Here is a 21,728-nt window from a genome sequence, read left to right on the forward strand (position 1 = left end):
TAGCATTTTCTTTATCATAAAGAATCCAAGCTAGCATCTGGTTTTAACTCATAATAAATTTACTAAAATTTAAGCACCCATTCGCCCATTAAATAACGATAGCTATAATCGGCACCATAATATGAAGCACTGTTACTATAACCCGCATTTAAGCGCACAAATTGGTTTTGATGAATTGGACTCTGTATGTTCAGTTCCAGCAGTTTTGTTGATTGGCTCGGTGCATCAGCCACTTTTTCTCGTCCATAACCGACTGTAATCCCAGTCGTCCAACCATTGTATCTTTTACGCCACCCCAGAGCTAACATACTTTCTTCATAATCTTTAGGATTAAAATACAACCCTGCAACATCATCCGCATCACTTTGATACAAACGGTATCGCGCCTGCAATGTTAAGCCATGTTCTAAGGATGGCTGATAGATTAATTTTAAGCGACCATGATCACGGCGATTGTCATCTGAAAATAATTGCGTTGCTACCAAACCAACCACGGTAACATGTGGCCCTATTTGCTGATCAACCGCGCCACCCAAATAGGTAAAATGAATACCGTGCTCTAAAGCTGGTCGTGTTTCGACCCAATCACGATTTGCAAATACTTCTACTGCAGTACTTTTAGTTAATGGTTGACGATAGCTACCATCAAAGGTGGCTAAGGTATGGTCATTTTGTTCAAAAACCCCAGCTTCAAGCGTCCATCCATTTGCAGTTGCAGCTTCTACATTTTTAGCAATGATTGATACTTTATAAGCATCACTCTGCCAATCATCGATTTTATAGTTATAGGCACTAAAACGTGCGCCTAAATAATCATTTGCATTGTTGTATTGAGGAAAAACTTCAGCTGATAATTTTTGGATTTCAAAACCTTCACTATCATGGCTAATGAAAAACTCTGTGCCTGCAGCCCAATTTGAAGGTTGGGTTGCTGACGACTCACCCGCCTGCACATAGGCTGAAAATAAGCACAAAAAGCATAATGAGAAACCAAAATTCATATTGCTAGATTTCATTTAGTACCCCATTTTTTACGTGTTTTCAAAATTTCATCCAAATAGCCTAAAATGCTTGCTGGTTGCAACAAGAAACTATAAGCCAAAACATAAATAAAAAAACCCGTTAGGTTTTTACGTATTTTAAGATCCATAGTTTTAAACATTCGCTTTTCAATACTGTAATTGAGAAAACCCAACAAAAAAGCCATAGGTAAGAGAGCCAAAGTCATTGGGCCAACTATCCAAAAATGACCAAAACATGCCAAAATAATTCCAGGAATAAAACCAAAGGTAAAGGCAATGTCTAACCATGGAAACAGCACATTCCAATGAATAAAGAATGTAGATAACCGCGGCTTAATCAAAATACCAGGATGCTTAATAAAAGCCTCCATCATGCCACGTGCCCAACGCTGACGTTGTTTAACAAAAACGTTGAGTTCCGTCGGCGCATTGGTAAATACACAGGCATCCTCCGAATGTCCAACACGGTAACCTGCTCTGAGCAGAGCCCAAGTAAGAACAATATCCTCACCTACACATTCAGGCCAACCACCCACTTCAACAAGTGCATTACGGTCATAAATTGAAAATGCCCCTTGAGCAACCAAGGTGCCTTGATATAAAGACTGTAAGCGTTTTGTCGCTGCAATTCCCAAAAAATAATCCCACTCTTGCGTTTTTGTCAGTAAATTTTGACGTGAATTTCGTACCAAAATTTTACCTGCAACAGCGCGTGTATTCGGCGGATCTGCAACATAGCGCTCCACAATGCATTGCAAAGCAATACGGTGTAAGTAAGAGTCTGCATCAACGGTGAGCACCAAATCATGTTTGGCTAATTTCAACCCTTCATTTAAGGCATGAGCCTTACCCGCATTTTGGGTTAAATCCAATAAAGTCAGCCATGAATACTGAGCTTCAGCCTGTTTTACCAATTGTGCAGTACTATCTTTAGAACCATCATTAATCACAATGACTTGCAGTCCACCCGGATAATTTTGTCGATCCACACTCTGAAGCGTGTCTAGGATAGAAGATTCTTCATTGTATGCAGCTATGAGAATTGTAATATTCGGATATACATCTAAAATTTGTCGTTTAGGCCTTTTATCCATCAACAAACTTAGTGCAGCAAAGGAATTCATAAATCCAGGAATAATGGCAATGCCGAAAATAAAAAATATTGCTGCTACAGAGCCAATTAATTCACTTAAATCTCTAATCCAATTTTCAGCCATCCATAATGAAAAATATGTCCAAAGACAAGCCCCAATGAAAGCAATAACAAATTTAACGCGTACAGAAATATAAAACCGTGTAGCAACACTGCTACGATCATGAGTAACCATATACAAATGCTTTAAGCGTCAGACAATAACGCCTGGAGAGAAAACAAACTGAACGCGCACGTAAAAAATACAATGAATAAATATCAATACATTAGAACATTTTAGATTGGTTTTTAACCAATCAGACAATGTGCTCAAAACCACGCCCCAACCCAAACACATAATACCAACAAAGCTTCACAAAACAACAATAAAATGTGACTTATATAACAACTTTTTTAAATTATTTATAATTATCTCAATAAATAGTGGAGTAAAAACTCTAATTATTACCATAAGAAAATAATCATAATCCAGTTTCTACACTTACGCGGAAATAAAGATTTCGTAAAGTAGCAAGAGCAAGACAATGGATATTTGGAGTTAGAATATAATAATTAGTTAAATTTAATAAAAAACAATTTCAATATTAACCACACCAATATGCTTTACAACATCGGCGTAATCTTACTTATTGTTATTATCCTTCATTACAAACTATATCTTGCAGAAGCCTTTTCAGTTGAAAATTTCTTCTTTTTAATACTTCTGTTAATAATTTTTGTCTTAATCAAAAGCTACCGCATTTTGCATTAATTTTTAAAATAAAAATTAACCTCAAACAATATTCCACCACCACGCCATTGGACTGCTCTTCAACGTTTTCCGATGCTGCTGGAAATGAACATCATGTTTTTGAACTTCAGCCCAAAAGTTTGGGCTATGGTCAAAGTGCTTGGTATGCGCTAACTCATGTACAGCCACATATCGTGCAACTTGCTCTGGAAACAGCACCAATGCGCTATTCAGCATAATATCATGGCGCGCTGAACAGCTTCCCCAGCGCGTTTTGGGCTGACGAATCGAGCACTCACCATATTTCAAGCCTGTTTCACTGCTCACTTTCTTTAAATAAATCGGTAAATACTTTTTAGCGTAAGCAATCACAAAGCTTTTTAAATATTGTTCAGGCTGTCGGTCACTAATGAAAAGTTGATGATTTTCTTCATCTAAGATGAATGAATGTTTTTGAACTTTATAAACAATGCTTAGAGGCTGTTCTAAATTGAATAGTTTTAATTCGGCTGGAAGCGTTTTATCAATCTGCCCTGTTTTTTCCTGCTGCTTCTGCCATGTCTCAATCATCCATTGTTCTGCTTGTTTCAGAAAATCTTGAACTTGGCGCTGTGTACAAAACTGGGGAACAGTTAATTTAATTTGAGTTGGTCCTACACGCAGCCTTAAGCGTGTGGCACGTAATTTTCGGGTGATTTGAATTTCAGGGAGGTTGGGAGTCATTTATTCTTTTTAAAAGCTTATTAATAATGCATAAAATTTAACTTTAAGCAGTTTTCAAAAGTATATTGAGGGTTCCTTCTCCCTCTGGGAGAAGGTTAGGATGAGGGGGACATTTAAATTGACCTCTCCCTAACCCTCTCCTCAAAGGAGAGGGAACTTCCATTAGAAATTTAAATATAAATCGAAACTCTATTTACATTTAAATTTTCTATAGATTAAACCGCAGTACGCTCTTCAATACCGTTATCAGTGGCTACAACCGCAATATCCGCCTTGTTTAGAGCAAAGATACCGTTACACACTACACCCGGAATATTGTTTAAAGTTTTTTCAAGTTCCAATGCATTTAGGATATTTAAGTTGTGTACGTCTAAAATTACATTACCGTTATCTGTTACTACGCCTTCACGGTACACAGGATCGCCGCCTAAAGAAACGATTTTACGTGCCACAGCAGAACGTGCCATTGGAATCACTTCTACAGGAAGCGGAAATTCACGTGCCAACTGATCAACCCATTTAGAATCATCTACGATACAAACGAATTTTTTCGCAATAGACGCCACGATTTTTTCTCGAGTCAACGCAGCGCCGCCGCCTTTAATCATGTGCATATGACGGTCGATTTCATCTGCGCCATCCACATAGGCATCTAAACCACCAACATGGTTCATATCAACCACTTCAATGCCTAATTTTTTCAAACGTTGTGCAGTTGCTTCAGAACTGGCAACCGCAGCTTCGAGTTGAAGCTCTGGCAATAATTCGATGAGGAAGTTCACAGTACTTCCTGTACCAACACCCAAAATACCGCCCTTTGGCAAATGCTTTAATGCAGCTTTTGCGGCAGCTTGTTTCTTTTCATCTTGGGTAGCATACAGACTCATAACTTGGCTCAACTATTTTTTGACATTTGTTGCTGATTTTACAGCCCAAATGTACGGGTGTTTGTTACAATGAACGCCTATTTTAAACTGTTAGATGGAAAATTAACATGCTGTCTCGTTTGGTTCGACAAATATTACAGGCAACAGTCTATGACGTTGCAATCGAAACCCCACTCGAAGCAGCGCCACGAATTAGTGAAAAACTAAACAATAACATTCGCTTTAAACGCGAAGATTTACAACCTGTCTTTTCTTTCAAGCTACGCGGTGCCTACAACCGTATTAGTCAATTACCGAAATCTCAGTTGGAACGTGGCGTTATTACTGCTTCTGCAGGTAACCATGCTCAAGGCGTGGCGTTATCTGGTAAAAAGTTGGGTATTCGCGCCATTATTGTTATGCCTAAAACCACACCAGACATTAAAGTACAAGCGGTTAAACGCTTAGGTGGTGAGGTAGTTCTGCATGGTGATTCTTTTGACGTAGCCAATAAATATGCAATCCAATGTGCAAAAGATGAAGGTATGACCTTTATTCCACCTTATGACGACGAACTCGTTATGGCCGGTCAAGGAACCATTGCCAACGAAATTTTGCGTCAATGGCGTGATGTAGAGTATGTATTTGTTGCTGTTGGCGGTGGCGGTCTCATTGCCGGTGTAGCTGCTTATTTAGGTGATGTGGCACCGCATGTTAAAGTCATTCCTGTTGAATATGACGAATCAGCATGTTTAAAAGCAGCCTTTGAAGCTAATGAACGTGTCATTCTTCCATCTGTTGGTCTTTTTGCCGACGGTACAGCAGTTGCACAAATTGGTGAAAAACCATTTGAAGTGATTCAGCTACAAAAATCAGATAACTCAGGCCCAATTGTTGAGCGTGACGTTATTTTGGTGAATACAGATGAAATCTGTGCTGCAATTAAAGATACCTTTGATGAGTGCCGCAGCATTGTAGAGCCGTCAGGTGCAATGGCGCTTGCAGGTATTAAGAAGTATGTTGCAGAGCATGGTCTAGAAAATAAAAATATGGTGTCGATTGTATGCGGCGCTAATATGAACTTTGACCGTCTGCGCTACATTGCAGAACGTACTGAACTGGGTGAACGTAAAGAAGCGATCTTTGCTGTGACCATTCCAGAAGAAAAAGGTTCATTCCTCCAATTCTGCCGCGCACTACAAGGCCGTAACATCACTGAGTTTAACTACCGCGCAAGCTACTCAAGTGCCGCTCAAGTGTTTGTGGGTATTAGTCTCAAAAATGGCGAAAAAGAACGTCAGGAAATTTTTGAAACCTTAAAATTCCAATACGATGTAGACGATCTTTCAGACGATGAAGTGGCTAAACTCCATATCCGTTATTTAATTGGCGGTCATGCCGATATCGAGAATGAACGCCTATTCCGCGTGGAATTCCCTGAACGTCCAGGCGCATTACTGACTTTCTTAGAACGTCTAGGCCCAACGCATAACATCACCCTATTCCACTACCGTAACCACGGTGCTGCGGAAGGTCGTGTATTGGTGGGTATGGAAGCAACGGATGCGAAACAAAACCCAGATGGTTTGATTGAAACATTGGAAAATATTACCTATCCATATGTTGAGATTACCAATAACCTCGGTTATCAACGTTTCTTGAAATAAGTAAAATTTCTATATGAAAGCTGGGATCTAGGTTCCAGCTTTTTTATTTGCATCAACTATTTCCTGAATCAAAATAAATAAATTCATCAAATTAATTCATCAACGCTGTCATTGTTGTTAATTTAACCATACCCTATAATCCATTGAAAATAAAACAAAATGGATATTTAAAATTGAATTTTTATGCCTTATTTATGATCGCTATTGTAGGTTTAGGTGGATATTTTTATGCATATCCGGCTTATCAACTTAAGCAAGAGGAAGATAAGATTCGTCAAAGTATGAAACAAATTCCAAATCAGTCCCGTACGCAAAATCTAGAAAATATTTACGGCTATACCGCGCAAGCTGAAATGTTGAATCAATATCCAAATTACATTGTATATATTCGCTTTGATGAGCTAAGTGATCAAACCGCTCCCGAACCTGTTCAAGCCATCATCCGTGAATTTTCATGCGATGGCTTAAACCGTTTAAAGAACAATTCTGAGCTCGTTCGTAAAGCCACCTTAAATGTCATTAAAGAAGATCAGCATCAATTTCAATACATTCTAAAAAATAAATTAGGCTATGAAATTTTTAAATACCAACAAGTTATGGATAATTGCCCCAATATTGTTGAACTTTATGCCTATCAAAATGCTGAAGAAATTAAAAATTAGAGCTTTTCGGTTTAGATGGATTATGTAAATTTCCATAGCCGCTCCAGGCTGAACAAGCTAACATCAACATATTCAATAACTTTAGAATAATTTAGGAATACGGCATGGCTCAATTCGCTGTGATTGGCTTAGGAAGTTTTGGCGCAACTGTAGCCACTGAACTCATGGGTTTAAAACACGATGTCATTGGAATCGATAGCAACAAAAAGTTTGTTGAAAGTATTTCGGACCAACTGACCCATGCAGTGATTGCTGACGCAACAGATGAGCACGTTTTACATGAACTCAATATTCAAAATTGTGAAGCCGTCGTAGTCGCAATTGGTGAAGATATTGAAGCCAGCATCTTATGTGTGCTCCATCTTAAAAACATGGGGATCAACAAAATTTGGGCCAAAGCCAAGTCCAAAGCGCATCACATGATTTTAACCCATTTAGGCATCAGCAAAATCATCCATCCTGAAGAAGATATGGGTGTCCGTGTTGCTCAGTCACTAAGTTATCCAATGGTGAGCCGCTACATGGTACTCGAAGATGACCATTATTTGGTGAAAGTTGAAATTAAAGAATCACAACAAGGCACGCGTTTAAATCAAATAATGGATCATGTCCCTGAAGTGAAGACGATTTTGCATAAACGTGGCACCGAGCTTCAATATAGTTTAGATCCGAACCTGATTTTACAAACAGGCGATATTTTAGTGGTTGAAGGTTTACTCGAACATTTACGTCGACTGGCTAAACACTTTAAAGCAACTTTGTAATCAGCGTCGAGCTCCTTTTGCACATAATCACGCAAGATGACAGTAAAAAACATGAAACTGCACAATAAACAGCGTAATACCATTAATCTCAGCCCACCCAGTATTTTGGCATTGGGTTTTCTTGGGCTCATTATCATTGGCACCTTGCTGTTAAAGCTCCCATATTCACATCATGGTGATTTAAGTTGGATCAATGCCCTCTTTACAGCGACCTCTGCCGTAACCATTACTGGACTTTCAGTTGTGAATGTCGGCGAAGCCTATACGGTGTTTGGTAAAGTCGTGATTATGGGTTTACTACAATGCGGTGGTCTCGGTTTTATGACCTTTGCGATATTGGCCGCTATGAGTTTGTCCCCTAAAATTGGGCTAAAACAACAAATTATGGCTCAAGAAACCATTGGACAAACCAGTCTTGCCAAAGTGACCATGACTATTAAAGGCGTACTGCTTTATTCGCTATTTTTTGAAATGGTGGGAACGGTTATTTTGACCATCGCTTGGATGCAAGAATACAATTTTAACCAGGCCCTGTTCTATGCTGCCTTTTATAGTGTTTCAGCATTTAATAATGGTGGATTTTCATTATTTCCCAATAGTTTAATGAGCTTTGCTGACCGTTATTTCATTACGTTTACCATCAGTATGCTTTACATTATTGGGGGTATCGGCTTTTTGGTACTGATGGACATTAAGCGCAATAAAAGTTGGAAAAAACTCAGTACCAATAGCAAGCTGATTTTATCGACTATTGCGGGTTTAAATGTCTTTGCCTTCATCACCATTTGGTTATTAGAAGCTAATAATGCTGCTACCTTAGCTACGATGTCACTTGGTGACCAAGCCCTAAATGCTTGGTTCCATGCAACTGTTCCGCGCTCTTCGGGTTTTAACAGCTTACCCATGGAAAGCATGAGCGATGCATCTTCACTGATCACGATGTTACTGATGTTTATTGGTGGTGGTTCTCTCAGTACAGCTGGTGGCATCAAAGTCGGGACGTTTATTATTGTTGTACTCAGTGTGGTCAGTTTTTTAAGACGTGAAGATGAACTGCGTGTGTTTAACCACTCTGTTTCTGAAAAAACGACCTTTAAAGCATTAGCGGTGATTTTCATTACAGTAACGTTGATTTTCATTGGCTTTTTCAGTCTATTGCTTCTCGAACCTGATAAACGCTTTTTAGATTTGTTGTTCGAAGCGGTATCCGCTGCCTGTACAGTAGGCCTATCTCGTGGCATCACCAGTGACTTACAACCTGCTAGTTTAGTTGCCCTGATGTTATTAATGTTCGCAGGTCGACTTGGACCCTTAACACTGGCTTATCTGATTGCCACACCGAAGAAGAGTCGCTTAAAACACCCACCTTCTGAGATTCAGATTGGTTGATTTGTACATTTTCTCACAGTTATAAAAAAACCACGCCATAGCATGGTTTTTTTATTTACTGATGTTACATAGTAACATCAGAAGCGTAATTTGATTCAAATGAAAGAACGATACGCGGTAAGGTCATCCGCAAGTGTTTGAGACAGGATGACTTCTAATCAAAAATGTTTTTGCGATACTTTAAATAAATAGACGCTAGAGAGCGAGTTTTGCGGATGACAATGGTTTTGGGTACTTTTGCCGAAACAAAAGTACCTCCAGCCGAAGGCTAATCCCTTTATTCAATCCCTAGATATAAGACTCCGTCGATTAGACTTAAAAGCATCTTAAAAATGCGAAATTACTTTTACGTCCGTAAATTAATTATTGAGCAATCATTAAAACCAATTCATTAATGACACACCGACACCGACATAGGTTGCACGATGGTTATAGTCAATCAGACTTTCACCATAACCATCAAACAATTGAACTGTACCGCGCAATTTACCATTGATTGGGAAAGTCCAATCAAACTGCACAGCACCATGTGAATCATCACCACCTTTTAGTGAATGGCGCAACATCAAACTAAAGTCATGATCTTTATGACGATAAAACGCTGTTAAATCCCCACGTCCCACATAATCGGTAATATCTGGGTTGTTATCATCTTTGGTATCTTCTTCGAAACGATACCAAGGACGTAACATCAGTGCAAAATTATCACGTTCAAATCCTAGATTTAACATGACACGGTTCCAACTCCGCGATAAGGGATCAGAACGTCCATTAGACTGATGGTTAAAGGTTAGACCCAACATACGCCAATTCAAACCTAAGAGTTCATAGTTGGTACGAAAAACCAGACTAGCTTCAGGTTCATAGTTGGTTTCACGGAATGGTCGTGATTCGTCTTCGTTGTAGACTTGCCAACGAGAAGACTGGGTATAGCCCAACCAGATATCACCATTATCACCAAATAAGTTTTCAACAGCTTTGGTTTTTAATGACAATTGGAATTTGGCTTCCATCGATTTCAGGTTTTGTTCCTGATCGGCTTGTACCGTGTTGTTTTCATTCGGGCTAGATGGACGTTCATTTTTATCCGACGTCCAATATCCCGGCATTAAATACACAGGTTGATAGCCGCGAATATTCCATGTTCCCAATTTACTTTCTGGAGAAAGCTCCCAACGACTATCCAATAATGAAAGATTTGGATTGAGGTTCGGTGCTTCTACAGCAAATAAACGGTCCGTAAACGCATGACTGACTTTTTCTTTCAAAGTCAGCTTTTCAGTCGGCTCAGGTTTAATTTCTTGGGCGGCTTGGCGCTCAGAAACCAACATTTCTTTTTCAGCAGGTTGCACTTTAAACAAAGCGTCATAACACGATAATCGCTCTGCATTTGACTCAAGTGCCACACATGCTTCAGCGGTAGCTGGTTTAACAGCCACTTCCGCATTTTGTGCATTTACAGTATTGACATACATTGAACTGAGCGCAATTAGGCTCAGTTGCAATGTCGTACGCTCAAGAGATTTGAACGCCATAAAAACCCCTTTTTTGTTTTAATTCACTTGTTTTATTTCGAAACCAAGCTCAACCAAAGCATCTCGCTTAGCCATCGGTGCAACCACAGCTTTTGTCGGTTGTTGTTCAACCAAGTACGCTACAGCAACACGTTTTAGATCTTCCAAAGTCACATTCAACAAACGTTCACGTAACATTTGACGGAAAGCTGGCGTGCGTTTATGCAATAAAGCGTAGCAAGCTGTAATAGCTTCACCCGCTGGTGATCCCGGTTTATCCATGCTAGCAATTAGACCCAAAATCGCTTCTTCTAGCTGATGAGGTTGTTGTTCAGCATTCAGTAGCCACTGCACACTTGCGTCAAAATCTTTAAACGTTTCAGCTAAACGTGGGTCACGGTAGCTATAGAAACGGAATGAACATGCATTACCGTCATAGCTTGCACCACCACCATAAGCACCACCTTTTTCACGAATCGCGCTATGCAAGAAGCCATTACGCAAATAAGCCGCCAAAATCATTAAAGGTGCTGCATCAGGATGCGACACTTCCACCGCAGGATATGCTGAAGCGCAGAACTGAACATTGGCTTGAATGAGCCAAGCTTCGTCATTGTTGCTATCCGCAAAATTCACTTGAGTTAAATCATGTGGGTTATCGTCAATCGCCACTTTATCCCAAATGGTTTGAACTTCCTCAACCAATCGGTCTGAATGATGTTCTTCACACACCACCAAGAATTGTTTTGGTGCTTTAAGCAAACGGTTATGAATTAACTTAAGCTCATCAATCAAGGCATTATAAGCCGTGTCGTCTTGCTCAATTTTGCTGACAAGTTCTGACAACCAGTTCAGCGCGCTTAGCCCTGTATTATGATAATCACGTAACGCCAATGCACTATGTTGACGACCTGCAATTTGCATTGCATAGCTATGACCAGAGCCAGAAACACGTGACTGCCAACGTGCTTTACGTTGTTGCAATAACTCTACGATACGGTTTTTCTCATCAAAACGTAGCTGTTCAAAAGCCAATTTCAATAAGCGAATAGCTTCAAGATTATTCACCAATGATTTAGTGGTTAGAGTCAGCCAAGCACTAATTTGACCTTTGTCGTCCACTTTTGAACGCAGCGATGCACCCATACCTAAACCGCCACTCACAGCTGTTTGCAACTGTTGTAGCTCTAAGTAGTCGTATTCACCTGCACCAACTTCACCCATCAAAATCGATAAAAGATTGAAATACGGCGATTGCACCACTTCATCAGGAATCTGAATCAAAACTTGTTGGTAGTAAAGACCATTGGTGCCTGCGTGGTAAAGATTTAACGGCGTATCCAAGCCATTACTGATAATTTCGCGTAATTGACCTTGTACAATCTGTAATTGTGCAGGAACGTCTTCTAAACCTACTTTAGGCAATAGGTTCAAATCATCTGGGGTATCTTGACGAATGTTCAGTGCTTCAGTCTGCGCAATAATCTCTGCTTTTTGCGCTTCAGTTAAGTTCGCATCAATTTCTTTTAAACGTGCTTTTTCTGCTGCCGCTTCCAACGCATTTTTTTCAGCATCTGGAACCAAAGTTAATTGCACACGATGTTGATTATCAAGCAAGTAGGTTTTGATTAAGTTAGATAACCACATTGGGTCTTTCAACTCTTCCTTCACTTGTTCAATGGCCGTATCCACATCCCAAACATCCACAGGGTCTGAATGGTGAATCGCACTGCTTAAACCATTCAGAATTAAGCTTAGGCCATATGGTGTACCATCACCATTGATTTCACGCTGATGCAATTCAATCTGATGTAAAATCGCCTCAACTAAAGCTGGATCAACAGGCTTAGCCGCAACGTCTTCTAATACTTTAAACACGCCATTTTTAAATTGTTCTGCATGCTCAGGGTTTGAACCTTGAATTGCACAGTAGAACGTCATTTCATAGTTTGAGTCATCTACGCCCATGAATGGACCAGTAGACTGTGCATAACCACAGGTTTCTAAGTAATGACGTAATGGCGAAGCAGAATCTTCAAGCAATACCCCCTCAACCAAACGCATACCTAAACGTAATTTAATATTACTTGCTTCAGGCAATAACCAAGAAAGCACATGATAGGTTTTGTCTTTGAGGTCTTCAGCATCAACTGCATACGTTTCAGTTACCGTTACAGGCGCAGTTAAACGACGTTCAGGTTTTGAATACAGCGTTTGACCTTTTTCAAATTTTGACAAAGCAAGCGTTTCAAACTGTTCTTGTAAGTTATAAGCAGGCTCATTACCAAAGGTCATGAACACCGCATTACTTGGGTGATAATGTGATTTGTAGAAACTTACTAGCTCTTCATAGCTTAAGTCAGGAATGTCTTTAGGATCACCACCTGAGTTGTAATGATATGTCGTTTCTGGGAATAAATGATGGGCAAGTTGGTGATACAACTGATCTGAAGGTGAACTCATGGCACCTTTCATTTCATTAAATACCACGCCTTTATATACAGCTTCGCCATTTTCTAGCTCAATACGAATCCCTTCTTGCGCAAAATCAAGCGGGTTCAAATTCGCAGCAAAAGCAGCATCCATATAAACTTCTAACAAGTTTTGGAAATCTTTTTTATTTTGCGTTGCAAATGGATAAGCCGTCCAATCCGCTGCGGTAAACGCGTTCATAAATGTATTGAGTGAACGACGAATCATTAAAAAGAATGGGTCACGTACAGGGAACTTTTCTGAGCCACACAGTGCTGTATGCTCAAGAATATGCGCCTCGCCTTTTGAATCCATCGGCTGTGTACGGAAGGCAACTAAAAATACGTTTTCGTCATGGTTTGTGGCTAAGTGATAATGCACTGCGCCAGTCACTTTGTGTTTATATTCAGACACTAAAATGTCTAAAGCTTCAACATGATGTTGACGAATCAACTGAAACGCGGGATGTACAGTTTGAGAAATGGTTTCAGTGACATCTACAGTCATGTGTGCTCCTAATCTATTCATTTAAATTAGGCAAAGTATACCTTAAAAAATCACAACTAGATTCACCGAAACAACATTTCCAACTGTTTTAATCAACTTGAACTTTAATTTTAAAAATCACTTGTTTTAGCACTAAGACATTTAGACTTGTTTTATGGATTGCCTATCATTTCGTGTTGACCAATAGACACAAATCACAATCGCCAACAGCAATACAAAGGAAGCCATAAAGCGACTTAAATCCAATCCACCTGAACTGATGGGCTTATCTAAAAAATCGCCGACAACTGCGCCCAATGGACGTGTCAAAACAAAAGTAGCCCAAAATAAAATCGTCTTTGAGACCCGACTAAAAAAATACAACAACGCCATCAATACGATTAGACCACCAAATAGCCATATACCACCGCTATAGCCTAATCCTGCACTATCGGAAGTCCAGCCCCCCAAAGCTGTACCTAATGTTTGAGAAAAGGTAATCGTCAACCAATAAAAGATCTGTGTTCGCGGCAAATTCTCTACACTCGGATTAATTGCCCCTTCGACCTGATACCAGCTGAAAAGCGATATGAGCACCAAACTCAGCAACAGCAAACTACCACCCAAGTAGCCAATCCCTAAAGAACGATCTACAAAATCCGCTAAAGTCGTACCTACCGTTGTACTGGCAATAATCGTGGCCCAATATAAATAAGGTTTATAGGCTTTGGACTTTATTTGAAAATACAGCAAACTGATAAATATGCCTGCGAAAATAAAGGTACTGAGTAAATAGCCCAAATTTAAGGACATGGACAGTGCATCACCACTGGTTTCACCAAAGGTGGTCGCAAAAATTTTGGTCAACCAAAACAGCGCGGTAATCTGGGGGACTTTTTTAACGTAGTCTTGTAGTTCATGCACTTGCATATGCATATGCATCACTCAATGCAGTTATTTTGATGCTTATATCTTCGATAACTGAAATGAATTTTTGCTTAAAAATTTGCTTATAATAAGGCACTCTTTTTTTAGAATTGTCACAAGAAAAAAAGCACCCGATATCGGATGCTTCATTTACAGTATTTACTGTCTATTTGTGGATTTAAAACTAAACTAGATATTTGAAATAATTATAATTTGGATGGCTTTCAACATAGACATAATTCTGTTTTTGATAGAATTTTGCAGCATTTTTAAGCTCAGTATTTAAGCACAGTGCAGAAAAGTGTTTTTTTGCACCCTTTTCCAATTCCACCAATAGCTGCTTACCCACGCCATGCTGACGGTACTGCGGATGCACATAGAAACGGCGAACTCGACCAATCCGTTCTTCTACACCAGTATCACCCCATTGCTGATTTAAACCGCCACAAGCAATTAATTTATCGCCATCATAAGCAAGCAATAATTGCTCACCCGTTTGGTCAAAACGATTTTTACCACTTTGATATTCTTCAATTAAACGGTGTATAAATGTATAGCCTTCATGCTGCGCCAAAGCAGCAATATTTTCGATTTGAGCAGGAAGTTGCTCTGCTGGACGAATCGTAATTTCCATATATTCACACTTTTAATCTGTTATCTATTTATGATGACCAAATCATCTTGATTCAGTCTGAACACCCTATAGCTCTATAAAAGTAAAATTTTTCGATTTGCACAATAGCAAAGCTGATTAAAACGGCAACTAATTCAAAAAAAATGTAAAAATATAATGGATTTGCCCGATTTTTATACACACTTGTCCTTTAATTGAATTTTTTTCAACAAACTACAGCAATCCTGAGCATTCGTGTAAACTTAGCACTTTCATTTTTTTGATGTGAACATACAACATGGCAACTGTTGACCTTTTTGCAATTGGTAATGCACTTATTGACCAAGAATTTAAAGTCTCTGACGAATTCCTAATTCAACACAATCTGCAAAAAGGTACGATGCAACTGACAGATGGCGATACTCAAGCAGCCCTTTATAACAATCTAAAAGCCACTCAAGAATATAAAGGTCAAGCTTCTGGTGGTTCTGCAGCAAATACAACGGTTGCTTTTAGTGCTTTAGGCGGAACTGCATTTTATGGTTGTCGTGTCGGCAATGATGACTTAGGTCAAATTTACCTAAATGGTTTAAACGACGCAGGTATCCAAACTGCAACTCAATCAATCAGTGAAGGTGTAACTGGCACATGTATGGTATTGGTCAGCCCTGATTCTGAACGTACGATGCATACTTACCTCGGTATTACTGCGGAATTGACTGATAGCCAAATTGATTTTGGCAGCTTAAATACTGCGAAATGGTTATATATCGAAGGTTATCTTTCAACATCAGACAGCGCACGCCTTGCGGTAAAACAAGCACGCCAAATCGCCAAAGCCAATGGGGTACAAATTGCATTGACCTTATCTGATCCAGCAATGGTGCAATATGCACGTCAAGGTCTAGATGATTTACTCGATGATGGCGTGGACTTATTGTTCTGTAATGAACAAGAAGCGCTGATGTATACAGAAACAGATCATTTAGATGCTGCACTTACGAAATTGCAATCACTAAGCAAACACATTGTCATTACATTAAGTGCCAAAGGTGCCTTAATTCATAATGAAGCCGCAACATTTACCGTGCCAGGTCGTAAAGTTACCGCAGTAGATACCAATGGTGCTGGTGATGCTTTTGCTGGTGCTTTCCTATATGCACTCAATGCAGGTCATGACTATCAAACGGCTGCTGAACTTGCCATCTTGATCTCAAGTGAAGTTGTGGCTCAGTTTGGTCCACGCCTAGCAGTTGAAGACTATGCTCAGCTTTTACAATCATTTCAGAAGGAATGTGCTTAATGTTTAAAATTTGCATGACGGATGATGTGCCTGAACGTGAAGCACGATCATTCGAAACGCCTGAAGGTGAAACGATTTTTATCACCCAACGTGATGGCATGTTTTACGCTTATCAAAATAACTGCCCACACTTGCACGTGGAACTTGAGTTTCTTGAAAATCAGTTTCTAGATCGTGACCAAGAGTTTATTGAGTGCTCAACACACGGCGCACTGTTTATGGTCGACTCTGGGGAATGTATTTCTGGCCCATGCCAAGGTCAAGCCCTTGAAAAAGTGAACATTAACGTGCATTCTGATGGTGGAATCTACCTCACAGAAGAATAAACACTGGAATACAACCATGTCCGCATTTTTAACAGACTATAACTTAATACCCTTTCATTTAAGTTTATTGGCCGTACTGTTATTGGGCATGGTTGAAACCATTGGCTATTACATCAATATTAGTCCTAGCCAAGTTTTGAAAAGAATTGCCCCACAGCGCATACAAGAATTGGCATTATTGAATGTCAAATTTTCCAAGACTCTGATTTTGTTCTTTCTACTGATGAATTTTAGCTTTGCAGGCTATGTACTTCAGTTCTGTATTCACGCTAAAGAAGGTCAATTCGTTCCCGCTTATTATCTTATTTTACCTGCGTTGATTATTGCCATATTCTTTACGGTATTTATGATTCATTGTTTGGATCAGGTTGTACCGCCCAAATATAAAAAACAAACCGTTAACCTACTGGGTCGTCTAGCAACCATTTCAAGTGGAAATGCCCGTCCCGGCTTTTCGGCTCAAGCGCGTGTGCGTGATGAGTTTGGTCAACTACATTATGTGCAAGTTGAACCAGAGTTTGGTGAGTTAGAATTTCAGTCAAAAATCATTTTGATTCGTCAAAAAAAATCACACTATATTGGCAAAAAAATCAGTGTGTCGAACCGTTTATTTAATCCATCTTAGCGTCACATTGTTATCATTTTTCAAATCATAAAAAAGCCAGTGTTCACTGGCTTGTATTCAATCAAATACCATCAAACGATATTGTGATTAACGCTTAAGAAAACCTGAAACCAAATTCATCACTTGTTGAATATCAGCATTCGCTTCTTGCTGATTGGTTTGTCCAGCTTGTGGCGTCAATGAGTCAATAATTTGCGGCAATACTGTTGAAATTGCACTGTACACATCTTGTTTCTGAGTTTGAGTTTCTTGTGCAACTTGCTCCACTTCGGCATCATCAAATAAATTTTGTACTTGTTGATTATTCACAGCGGCATTATCGCCAGGGCCTGTAGATACCCAATCATCAACCTGACTGCTCAAGCCCTGTCCACGTAATTTATCCAAAGCACCTTGTAGGCCACCTTGTTTTTGAATCCAAGCCAGCACCAGAGGTAACACTGCAACTAAAATGGTTGAAGCATTGCCACCACTACTACGTTGCTGCGACTGCGCAGCACCGCCCAGTTGGCTCAACACAGAGCCTAGAATTCCACCCAAACCACCCGCTTGGTTTTGAGCATTGGTTTGGGTATTTTGAGTGCCTGCATTTGCACCAAATTGACCCAGCACCGAACCTAAAATACCGCCCAAGCCACCTTGTTGATTTTGATTGTTTGCACCACCAAGGGCCTGCTTTGCTAAAATCTCAACAATATTATTTAAATTTGTCATTTTATTTTTCCCAGTGAAACCTAGATAAACTTAATTACAGCATACGTGGGAAAAGACAGTTTTATCATAAATGTTTGTTAATTTTTGCAATTTCTCGCAGGCTAAGTATTTGTTACCAACGGAATTTATCCCAGTTTTCAGGATTTGCCCAAAATTTAGAGTTAAACCAATCTGGAATGTGTTTATAAGTCAAAATATTAAACTGCCATAAAGCAAAATCACTTTCATGTGTGGTTTTATCAATGAGCTGAGTAAAGCCTAAAGCACGTAATAATTGTTCATCGTGTAATTTACTCACCACCACGATGCGTTTGGCAAATAGGTCACGCAATTTTACCAACATCTGAGTTTTCTGCTGCTGATCCAAACTCAACATCATTTCAGTATCAAGAATCACAAATCCAAGGTCAAAACGCTGGGTAAAAGGCAGATTTAAAAACTCAGTTACGTTAAAATGTTGCCATTGAATTGGATGAAATTGATTGTATTGCTCAAGATCTTGACCAATGCAGATTGCGGTTGAAATGGGCTGCTCTTTTGACAAATCGTCTAGCATAGAAGTGATGACATTTTGTTCAGCCATTGACCGCATCCTTAATAATGAAGTGAGTATTCGTATGGAACTACAAGGCATTTGCCATAAAATGCATGCAGGTCTTAAAGACCTTAGTGTAACTGATCAACATACACACAAGGCAAATGTTGAGTATAAATTTATTCTAGATCGCTCAGAAGTTGATCTACCGTTTAGCCTTGGCCAAGAAATTGAAATTGAAGCCACTGGAAATATCTACTGCATTTCTTGCGGCGCAAAAACGCCTAAATCGTATTCACAAGGTCATTGCTTCAAATGCATGAAGACTAAGGCTGCTTGTGATATGTGCATTATGAAGCCTGAAACCTGTCATTATCATCTCGGGACTTGCCGTGAAGATGATTTTGCCCATGAAGTTTGCTTTCAACCGCATATTGTCTATTTAGCCAATTCGAGTGCCTTAAAAGTGGGGATTACCCGCTTGGGTCAAATGCCTACACGTTGGCTAGACCAAGGTGCGACGCAAGCTTTGCCTATTATGAAAGTTGGTTCACGTCGTTTATCTGGTCAGCTTGAAGTCATGTTTGGTACGCAAGTGGCCGATAAAACCGATTGGCGTAAATTGCTCAAAGGTGAAGCAGAACCGATCAACCTGATCGAAATTCGCGACCAATTAGTGGAAGAATTCGCACCAAAAATTCAGACCATTCGTGAAGAATTTAGCCAAAATTTAGAGTTTAATGAAACCGTTGAACTGCTAGAAGATGAGTTGCCACGCCAATTTATCTACCCGGTAGATGAATATCCTGAAAAAATCAAATCGCATAATTTGGACAAAACACCGATTATTCGAGGAAAATTACAAGGGATTAAAGGTCAGTATCTGATTTTGGATACCGGTGTGATTAATATTCGAAAATACACTGGCTATGAAATTAAAGTACGTACTTAAATCGACTCAAAGTCTAGTTAAGTTTAAAAAAGCGAGATATTTCTCGCTTTTTTACACCTACTCTACCAATCTGATTCATTGAACAGTTGAAAGAAACTTTAAATATGGCAACGCCATTAACTGCTCCGCTTCTAAGATTGGCATATGACCAACATGGTCTAAAATCAGAGGCTTTTCGGCTTTTTTAAATAAGCGTCTCAGTTCTTCTGCTACTTCAACATTGATAATCTGATCTTGCTTCCCCCAGATAATAAACACAGGTGCATCAATGCCTCGTGCAGCCAAAGCAAAGGACTCTGGCGTATACAAGGTGGCCATTTTTTGCAGTTGCTCCACCATTTTATTGGTTTGTCTAGACTGAACGATCATCAACTTTTCTTGCCCAGTTTTTAATTCTTGTGGAATAAAAGGCGGAGATTGCATCACGATCTTCATCACGCGATCAAAATCACCGGTTTTTCTGACCACTAGCTCTGCAAGCTTTGCCGTATCTTTTAGATACGTTGTATTGCTCGACTTAAAGACACCTGCTGAATCCACCAACAATAAAGATTTCACTTCTAAGGGATACTGAGCGCTATAGAGCATGGCAATTGCACCACCCATCGAATGCCCTGCGATATGTAAATTTGGATCTAACTTTGCAGCATCAATAAATCGTCGTAATTTTTCAGTTAAATTTGGAATTGATAGATCAAATTTATCTGTGACAATAGTTTCTCCATGTGCTGGCAGATCTGGAATAATGACATGATAATTGGGCGTTAAATAACGGGCAACGCGGTTCCAATTATCACGCGTGCCTGACAAACCATGTAGCAATAACAGCGTCGGTTTTCGTGGATCTCCTCCTTCACTATATGTCCACTCGATTTCATTATTTTTGACTTTTTTACTGCTCAAGCCCGCCCAAGCTCTTTCCTGCTCTAGAACTTTTTGAAAGTTCAGTTCTGCAGCTTGAATACTACTCGCAACGCAAATTGTTAGTAGCATCAGTATCATGTGTTTAAAATAATGATCCATCCATCGCAATAATCGGTTCTTTAAATGTTTGTATTGAAGCATATACAGAGATGTCATCTGCTTAATCCTTTGTCGTGATGAGTTATTTCGTCTTCATATTATTTTTTTGAGAACTCCAATCTACGATGCTAAAGTCGATATTTCATTTGCCAAATCTTTTAAATAAAAATTATATCTGTCAATTTAAGCCAAAAAACCAGCTCGAAAGCTGGTTTATATTTCTAAGCAAGCCAATCAGACGGTGTCAGTGGAGCTTCAATGAGTAAGCTTGAATATTCAAGCGCAGGCAGCATAGATGGCGGATTTGAAACGTCGCTGCCCAATGCGATCAAATCCTGCTCATCAGTATGCAATACAAATGGGACTTCATTCGCATCCTGCAAAAGCGTACCTAGATTGATCACAGCCTGAATAGGCTCAATTTGACTGTCATTTTGGTTTTCACTTTGTTCATCACTCAGTTCATCACTGACCAATAAAATCTCTGTAAGTTCAGCTGATGATTCAGGTTGTGCAAGTATCAGTTTAGCTATTGAGATTTCAGGCGATTGAACACCACGACTGTCTTCCGCCACGATTGTTGCAAAACCGCCATTTTGAATCGGGTTATCCATCGACCAGAAACCACTTTCATTGGCATACGTCACGTACTCTTGACCATTGGCTGTCACAATGATTTTAGCCTGTTGAAATACATTACCTTCGAGTTTTTCACTATTTAGCGTCACTTCTGGTGCTGGTAGTACATAGCTTGGATTTTCAGGCGGGGTCTGAATAAATGGAAATGCCAAGCCAATCGCAGGAGATTGCTGACCAAATTGATCTTCCACAACAATCATCAACGTGCCACCATTTGCCACTGGATTTTCTATTGACCAATCACCATTTTCATCGACCTGAATACGATAGACCGCTTGATCCGACTCAATCACAACTGTCGTATTTGGTGCGGCAGTACCTGATATCACCGCGCCAGACTCTAAAATCGTAACAGCTTGCGGTAAAATGATTTGTGCTGTATGCAACGCCTCAGAACGATTACCGTCCTGATCAATTGCCACAACACTTATTGCACCTGTGGTCGTTAAAGGATTGAGCATCGACCAATCGCCATTTTCATCAGCAACTGTTATAAACTCTTGCTCACCATAGGTCACAACTACCGTATTTCCTGCTTCAGCTTTACCTATCAAGTATTCACCTTTTTCAAGAATTTCTGGCATCTTCGGTAGTACAATTGGCTCTGCAATTGGAGCAATCAT

The 21,728-nt window shown here is 39.6% G+C and carries 20 protein-coding genes; 8 read left to right on the top strand and 12 right to left on the bottom strand.

What is annotated here, in order from left to right:
* Positions 1 to 62: 62 nt before the first annotated feature.
* The 4 genes from FTV11_RS06495 to rpiA all read right to left on the bottom strand — a co-directional run bounded on the left by FTV11_RS06495 (position 63) and on the right by rpiA (position 4,515).
* The gene (locus tag FTV11_RS06495) at positions 63 to 1,016 is read right to left on the bottom strand and encodes a hypothetical protein (protein WP_218950473.1); all 954 of its coding nucleotides are present in this window, start codon (positions 1,014 to 1,016) and stop codon (positions 63 to 65) included.
* Positions 1,013 to 2,350, bottom strand: a complete 1,338-nt coding sequence (locus tag FTV11_RS06500; protein ID WP_257223196.1) for a glycosyltransferase family 2 protein — start codon at positions 2,348 to 2,350, stop codon at positions 1,013 to 1,015. The genes FTV11_RS06495 and FTV11_RS06500 overlap by 4 nt, the downstream gene beginning before the upstream one ends.
* Positions 2,351 to 2,947: 597 nt before the next feature.
* Positions 2,948 to 3,628, bottom strand: coding sequence for a SprT family zinc-dependent metalloprotease (locus tag FTV11_RS06505; RefSeq protein WP_180073606.1), 681 nt, complete (start codon positions 3,626 to 3,628; stop codon positions 2,948 to 2,950).
* Positions 3,629 to 3,843: 215 nt separating this feature from the next.
* Entirely contained in the window at positions 3,844 to 4,515 is a 672-nt protein-coding gene (gene rpiA / locus FTV11_RS06510; RefSeq protein WP_180004663.1) for a ribose-5-phosphate isomerase RpiA, read from the bottom strand.
* A gap of 107 nt (positions 4,516 to 4,622) precedes the next feature.
* On the opposite strand from rpiA, the gene ilvA reads away from it, so the two are divergent.
* From ilvA to FTV11_RS06530, 4 genes are all read left to right on the top strand, one after another.
* Entirely contained in the window at positions 4,623 to 6,161 is a 1,539-nt protein-coding gene (ilvA, locus tag FTV11_RS06515) for a threonine ammonia-lyase, biosynthetic (RefSeq protein ID WP_180007812.1), read from the top strand.
* A gap of 194 nt (positions 6,162 to 6,355) precedes the next feature.
* Entirely contained in the window at positions 6,356 to 6,823 is a 468-nt protein-coding gene (locus FTV11_RS06520) for a hypothetical protein (protein ID WP_180007813.1), read from the top strand.
* 104 nt (positions 6,824 to 6,927) lie between these two features.
* The gene (locus tag FTV11_RS06525) at positions 6,928 to 7,587 is read left to right on the top strand and encodes a TrkA family potassium uptake protein (RefSeq protein ID WP_168378595.1); all 660 of its coding nucleotides are present in this window, start codon (positions 6,928 to 6,930) and stop codon (positions 7,585 to 7,587) included.
* 51 nt (positions 7,588 to 7,638) lie between these two features.
* Positions 7,639 to 8,976 carry a TrkH family potassium uptake protein gene (locus tag FTV11_RS06530; RefSeq protein WP_078188650.1) on the top strand — a complete coding sequence of 446 codons (1,338 nt, stop codon included), beginning with the start codon at positions 7,639 to 7,641 and terminating at the stop codon, positions 8,974 to 8,976.
* A gap of 377 nt (positions 8,977 to 9,353) precedes the next feature.
* On the opposite strand, the gene FTV11_RS06535 is transcribed toward FTV11_RS06530, so the two are convergent.
* From FTV11_RS06535 to FTV11_RS06550, 4 genes are all read right to left on the bottom strand, one after another.
* Entirely contained in the window at positions 9,354 to 10,511 is a 1,158-nt protein-coding gene (locus tag FTV11_RS06535; RefSeq protein WP_180004659.1) for a phospholipase A, read from the bottom strand.
* Between the two features lie 18 nt (positions 10,512 to 10,529).
* Entirely contained in the window at positions 10,530 to 13,469 is a 2,940-nt protein-coding gene (locus FTV11_RS06540; protein ID WP_180073607.1) for an insulinase family protein, read from the bottom strand.
* Between the two features lie 141 nt (positions 13,470 to 13,610).
* Positions 13,611 to 14,384, bottom strand: coding sequence for a hypothetical protein (locus FTV11_RS06545; RefSeq protein ID WP_180073608.1), 774 nt, complete (start codon positions 14,382 to 14,384; stop codon positions 13,611 to 13,613).
* A 175-nt stretch (positions 14,385 to 14,559) separates the two neighbouring features.
* Positions 14,560 to 15,009 (bottom strand): GNAT family N-acetyltransferase, encoded by a 450-nt coding sequence (locus FTV11_RS06550; protein ID WP_078188654.1) that lies wholly within the window; start codon positions 15,007 to 15,009, stop codon positions 14,560 to 14,562.
* A 277-nt stretch (positions 15,010 to 15,286) separates the two neighbouring features.
* Between FTV11_RS06550 and FTV11_RS06555 the strand changes: the two genes are divergently transcribed.
* The 3 genes from FTV11_RS06555 to FTV11_RS06565 are packed head-to-tail and all read left to right on the top strand — an operon-like array spanning position 15,287 to position 17,242.
* Positions 15,287 to 16,291, top strand: coding sequence for an adenosine kinase (locus FTV11_RS06555; protein WP_180073609.1), 1,005 nt, complete (start codon positions 15,287 to 15,289; stop codon positions 16,289 to 16,291).
* Positions 16,291 to 16,617, top strand: a complete 327-nt coding sequence (locus tag FTV11_RS06560) for a Rieske (2Fe-2S) protein (protein ID WP_180004656.1) — start codon at positions 16,291 to 16,293, stop codon at positions 16,615 to 16,617. The genes FTV11_RS06555 and FTV11_RS06560 overlap by 1 nt, the downstream gene beginning before the upstream one ends.
* 16 nt (positions 16,618 to 16,633) lie before the next feature.
* Positions 16,634 to 17,242: an OB-fold-containig protein gene (locus FTV11_RS06565; protein WP_168378601.1), complete on the top strand. Its 609-nt coding sequence runs from the start codon at positions 16,634 to 16,636 to the stop codon at positions 17,240 to 17,242.
* Positions 17,243 to 17,329: 87 nt separating this feature from the next.
* On the opposite strand, the gene FTV11_RS06570 is transcribed toward FTV11_RS06565, so the two are convergent.
* Positions 17,330 to 17,956 carry a YidB family protein gene (locus FTV11_RS06570; protein ID WP_180073610.1) on the bottom strand — a complete coding sequence of 209 codons (627 nt, stop codon included), beginning with the start codon at positions 17,954 to 17,956 and terminating at the stop codon, positions 17,330 to 17,332.
* Between the two features lie 112 nt (positions 17,957 to 18,068).
* Positions 18,069 to 18,539: a DUF6231 family protein gene (locus tag FTV11_RS06575; protein WP_168378602.1), complete on the bottom strand. Its 471-nt coding sequence runs from the start codon at positions 18,537 to 18,539 to the stop codon at positions 18,069 to 18,071.
* Positions 18,540 to 18,573: 34 nt separating this feature from the next.
* Here FTV11_RS06575 and FTV11_RS06580 point away from each other — a divergent pair, with 34 nt between their 5' ends.
* On the top strand, positions 18,574 to 19,443 hold the full coding sequence (locus FTV11_RS06580) for a DUF2797 domain-containing protein (protein WP_180054623.1): 870 nt from the start codon (positions 18,574 to 18,576) through the stop codon (positions 19,441 to 19,443).
* A 75-nt stretch (positions 19,444 to 19,518) separates the two neighbouring features.
* Here FTV11_RS06580 and FTV11_RS06585 read toward each other — a convergent pair whose 3' ends face one another.
* Both FTV11_RS06585 and FTV11_RS06590 read right to left on the bottom strand, forming a co-directional pair.
* Complete coding sequence (locus FTV11_RS06585; protein WP_373685405.1) at positions 19,519 to 20,436, bottom strand: alpha/beta fold hydrolase; 918 nt, start codon at positions 20,434 to 20,436, stop codon at positions 19,519 to 19,521.
* 251 nt (positions 20,437 to 20,687) lie between these two features.
* Positions 20,688 to 21,728, bottom strand: a complete 1,041-nt coding sequence (locus FTV11_RS06590; RefSeq protein WP_180073611.1) for an Ig-like domain-containing protein — start codon at positions 21,726 to 21,728, stop codon at positions 20,688 to 20,690.

Origin of the sequence: Acinetobacter sp. YH12231 (genome assembly GCF_013417755.1) — a bacterium.
In the GTDB taxonomy this organism is placed as follows: Bacteria; Pseudomonadota; Gammaproteobacteria; order Pseudomonadales; family Moraxellaceae; genus Acinetobacter; species Acinetobacter amyesii.

Coding starts and splice junctions, on each gene's coding strand:
- FTV11_RS06540 (WP_180073607.1), bottom strand. CDS start 13,469: ATGACTGTAGATGTCACTGAAACCATTTCTCAAACTGTACATCCCGCG.
- FTV11_RS06565 (WP_168378601.1), top strand. CDS start 16,634: ATGTCCGCATTTTTAACAGACTATAACTTAATACCCTTTCATTTAAGT.
- FTV11_RS06520 (WP_180007813.1), top strand. CDS start 6,356: ATGATCGCTATTGTAGGTTTAGGTGGATATTTTTATGCATATCCGGCT.
- FTV11_RS06580 (WP_180054623.1), top strand. CDS start 18,574: ATGGAACTACAAGGCATTTGCCATAAAATGCATGCAGGTCTTAAAGAC.
- FTV11_RS06545 (WP_180073608.1), bottom strand. CDS start 14,384: ATGCATATGCAAGTGCATGAACTACAAGACTACGTTAAAAAAGTCCCC.
- FTV11_RS06590 (WP_180073611.1), bottom strand. CDS start 21,728: ATGATTGCTCCAATTGCAGAGCCAATTGTACTACCGAAGATGCCAGAA.
- FTV11_RS06505 (WP_180073606.1), bottom strand. CDS start 3,628: ATGACTCCCAACCTCCCTGAAATTCAAATCACCCGAAAATTACGTGCC.
- FTV11_RS06525 (WP_168378595.1), top strand. CDS start 6,928: ATGGCTCAATTCGCTGTGATTGGCTTAGGAAGTTTTGGCGCAACTGTA.
- FTV11_RS06555 (WP_180073609.1), top strand. CDS start 15,287: ATGGCAACTGTTGACCTTTTTGCAATTGGTAATGCACTTATTGACCAA.
- FTV11_RS06550 (WP_078188654.1), bottom strand. CDS start 15,009: ATGGAAATTACGATTCGTCCAGCAGAGCAACTTCCTGCTCAAATCGAA.
- FTV11_RS06535 (WP_180004659.1), bottom strand. CDS start 10,511: ATGGCGTTCAAATCTCTTGAGCGTACGACATTGCAACTGAGCCTAATT.
- FTV11_RS06530 (WP_078188650.1), top strand. CDS start 7,639: ATGAAACTGCACAATAAACAGCGTAATACCATTAATCTCAGCCCACCC.
- rpiA (WP_180004663.1), bottom strand. CDS start 4,515: ATGAGTCTGTATGCTACCCAAGATGAAAAGAAACAAGCTGCCGCAAAA.
- FTV11_RS06495 (WP_218950473.1), bottom strand. CDS start 1,016: ATGAAATCTAGCAATATGAATTTTGGTTTCTCATTATGCTTTTTGTGC.
- FTV11_RS06500 (WP_257223196.1), bottom strand. CDS start 2,350: ATGGTTACTCATGATCGTAGCAGTGTTGCTACACGGTTTTATATTTCT.
- FTV11_RS06570 (WP_180073610.1), bottom strand. CDS start 17,956: ATGACAAATTTAAATAATATTGTTGAGATTTTAGCAAAGCAGGCCCTT.
- FTV11_RS06585 (WP_373685405.1), bottom strand. CDS start 20,436: ATGCTACTAACAATTTGCGTTGCGAGTAGTATTCAAGCTGCAGAACTG.
- FTV11_RS06560 (WP_180004656.1), top strand. CDS start 16,291: ATGTTTAAAATTTGCATGACGGATGATGTGCCTGAACGTGAAGCACGA.
- FTV11_RS06575 (WP_168378602.1), bottom strand. CDS start 18,539: ATGGCTGAACAAAATGTCATCACTTCTATGCTAGACGATTTGTCAAAA.
- ilvA (WP_180007812.1), top strand. CDS start 4,623: ATGCTGTCTCGTTTGGTTCGACAAATATTACAGGCAACAGTCTATGAC.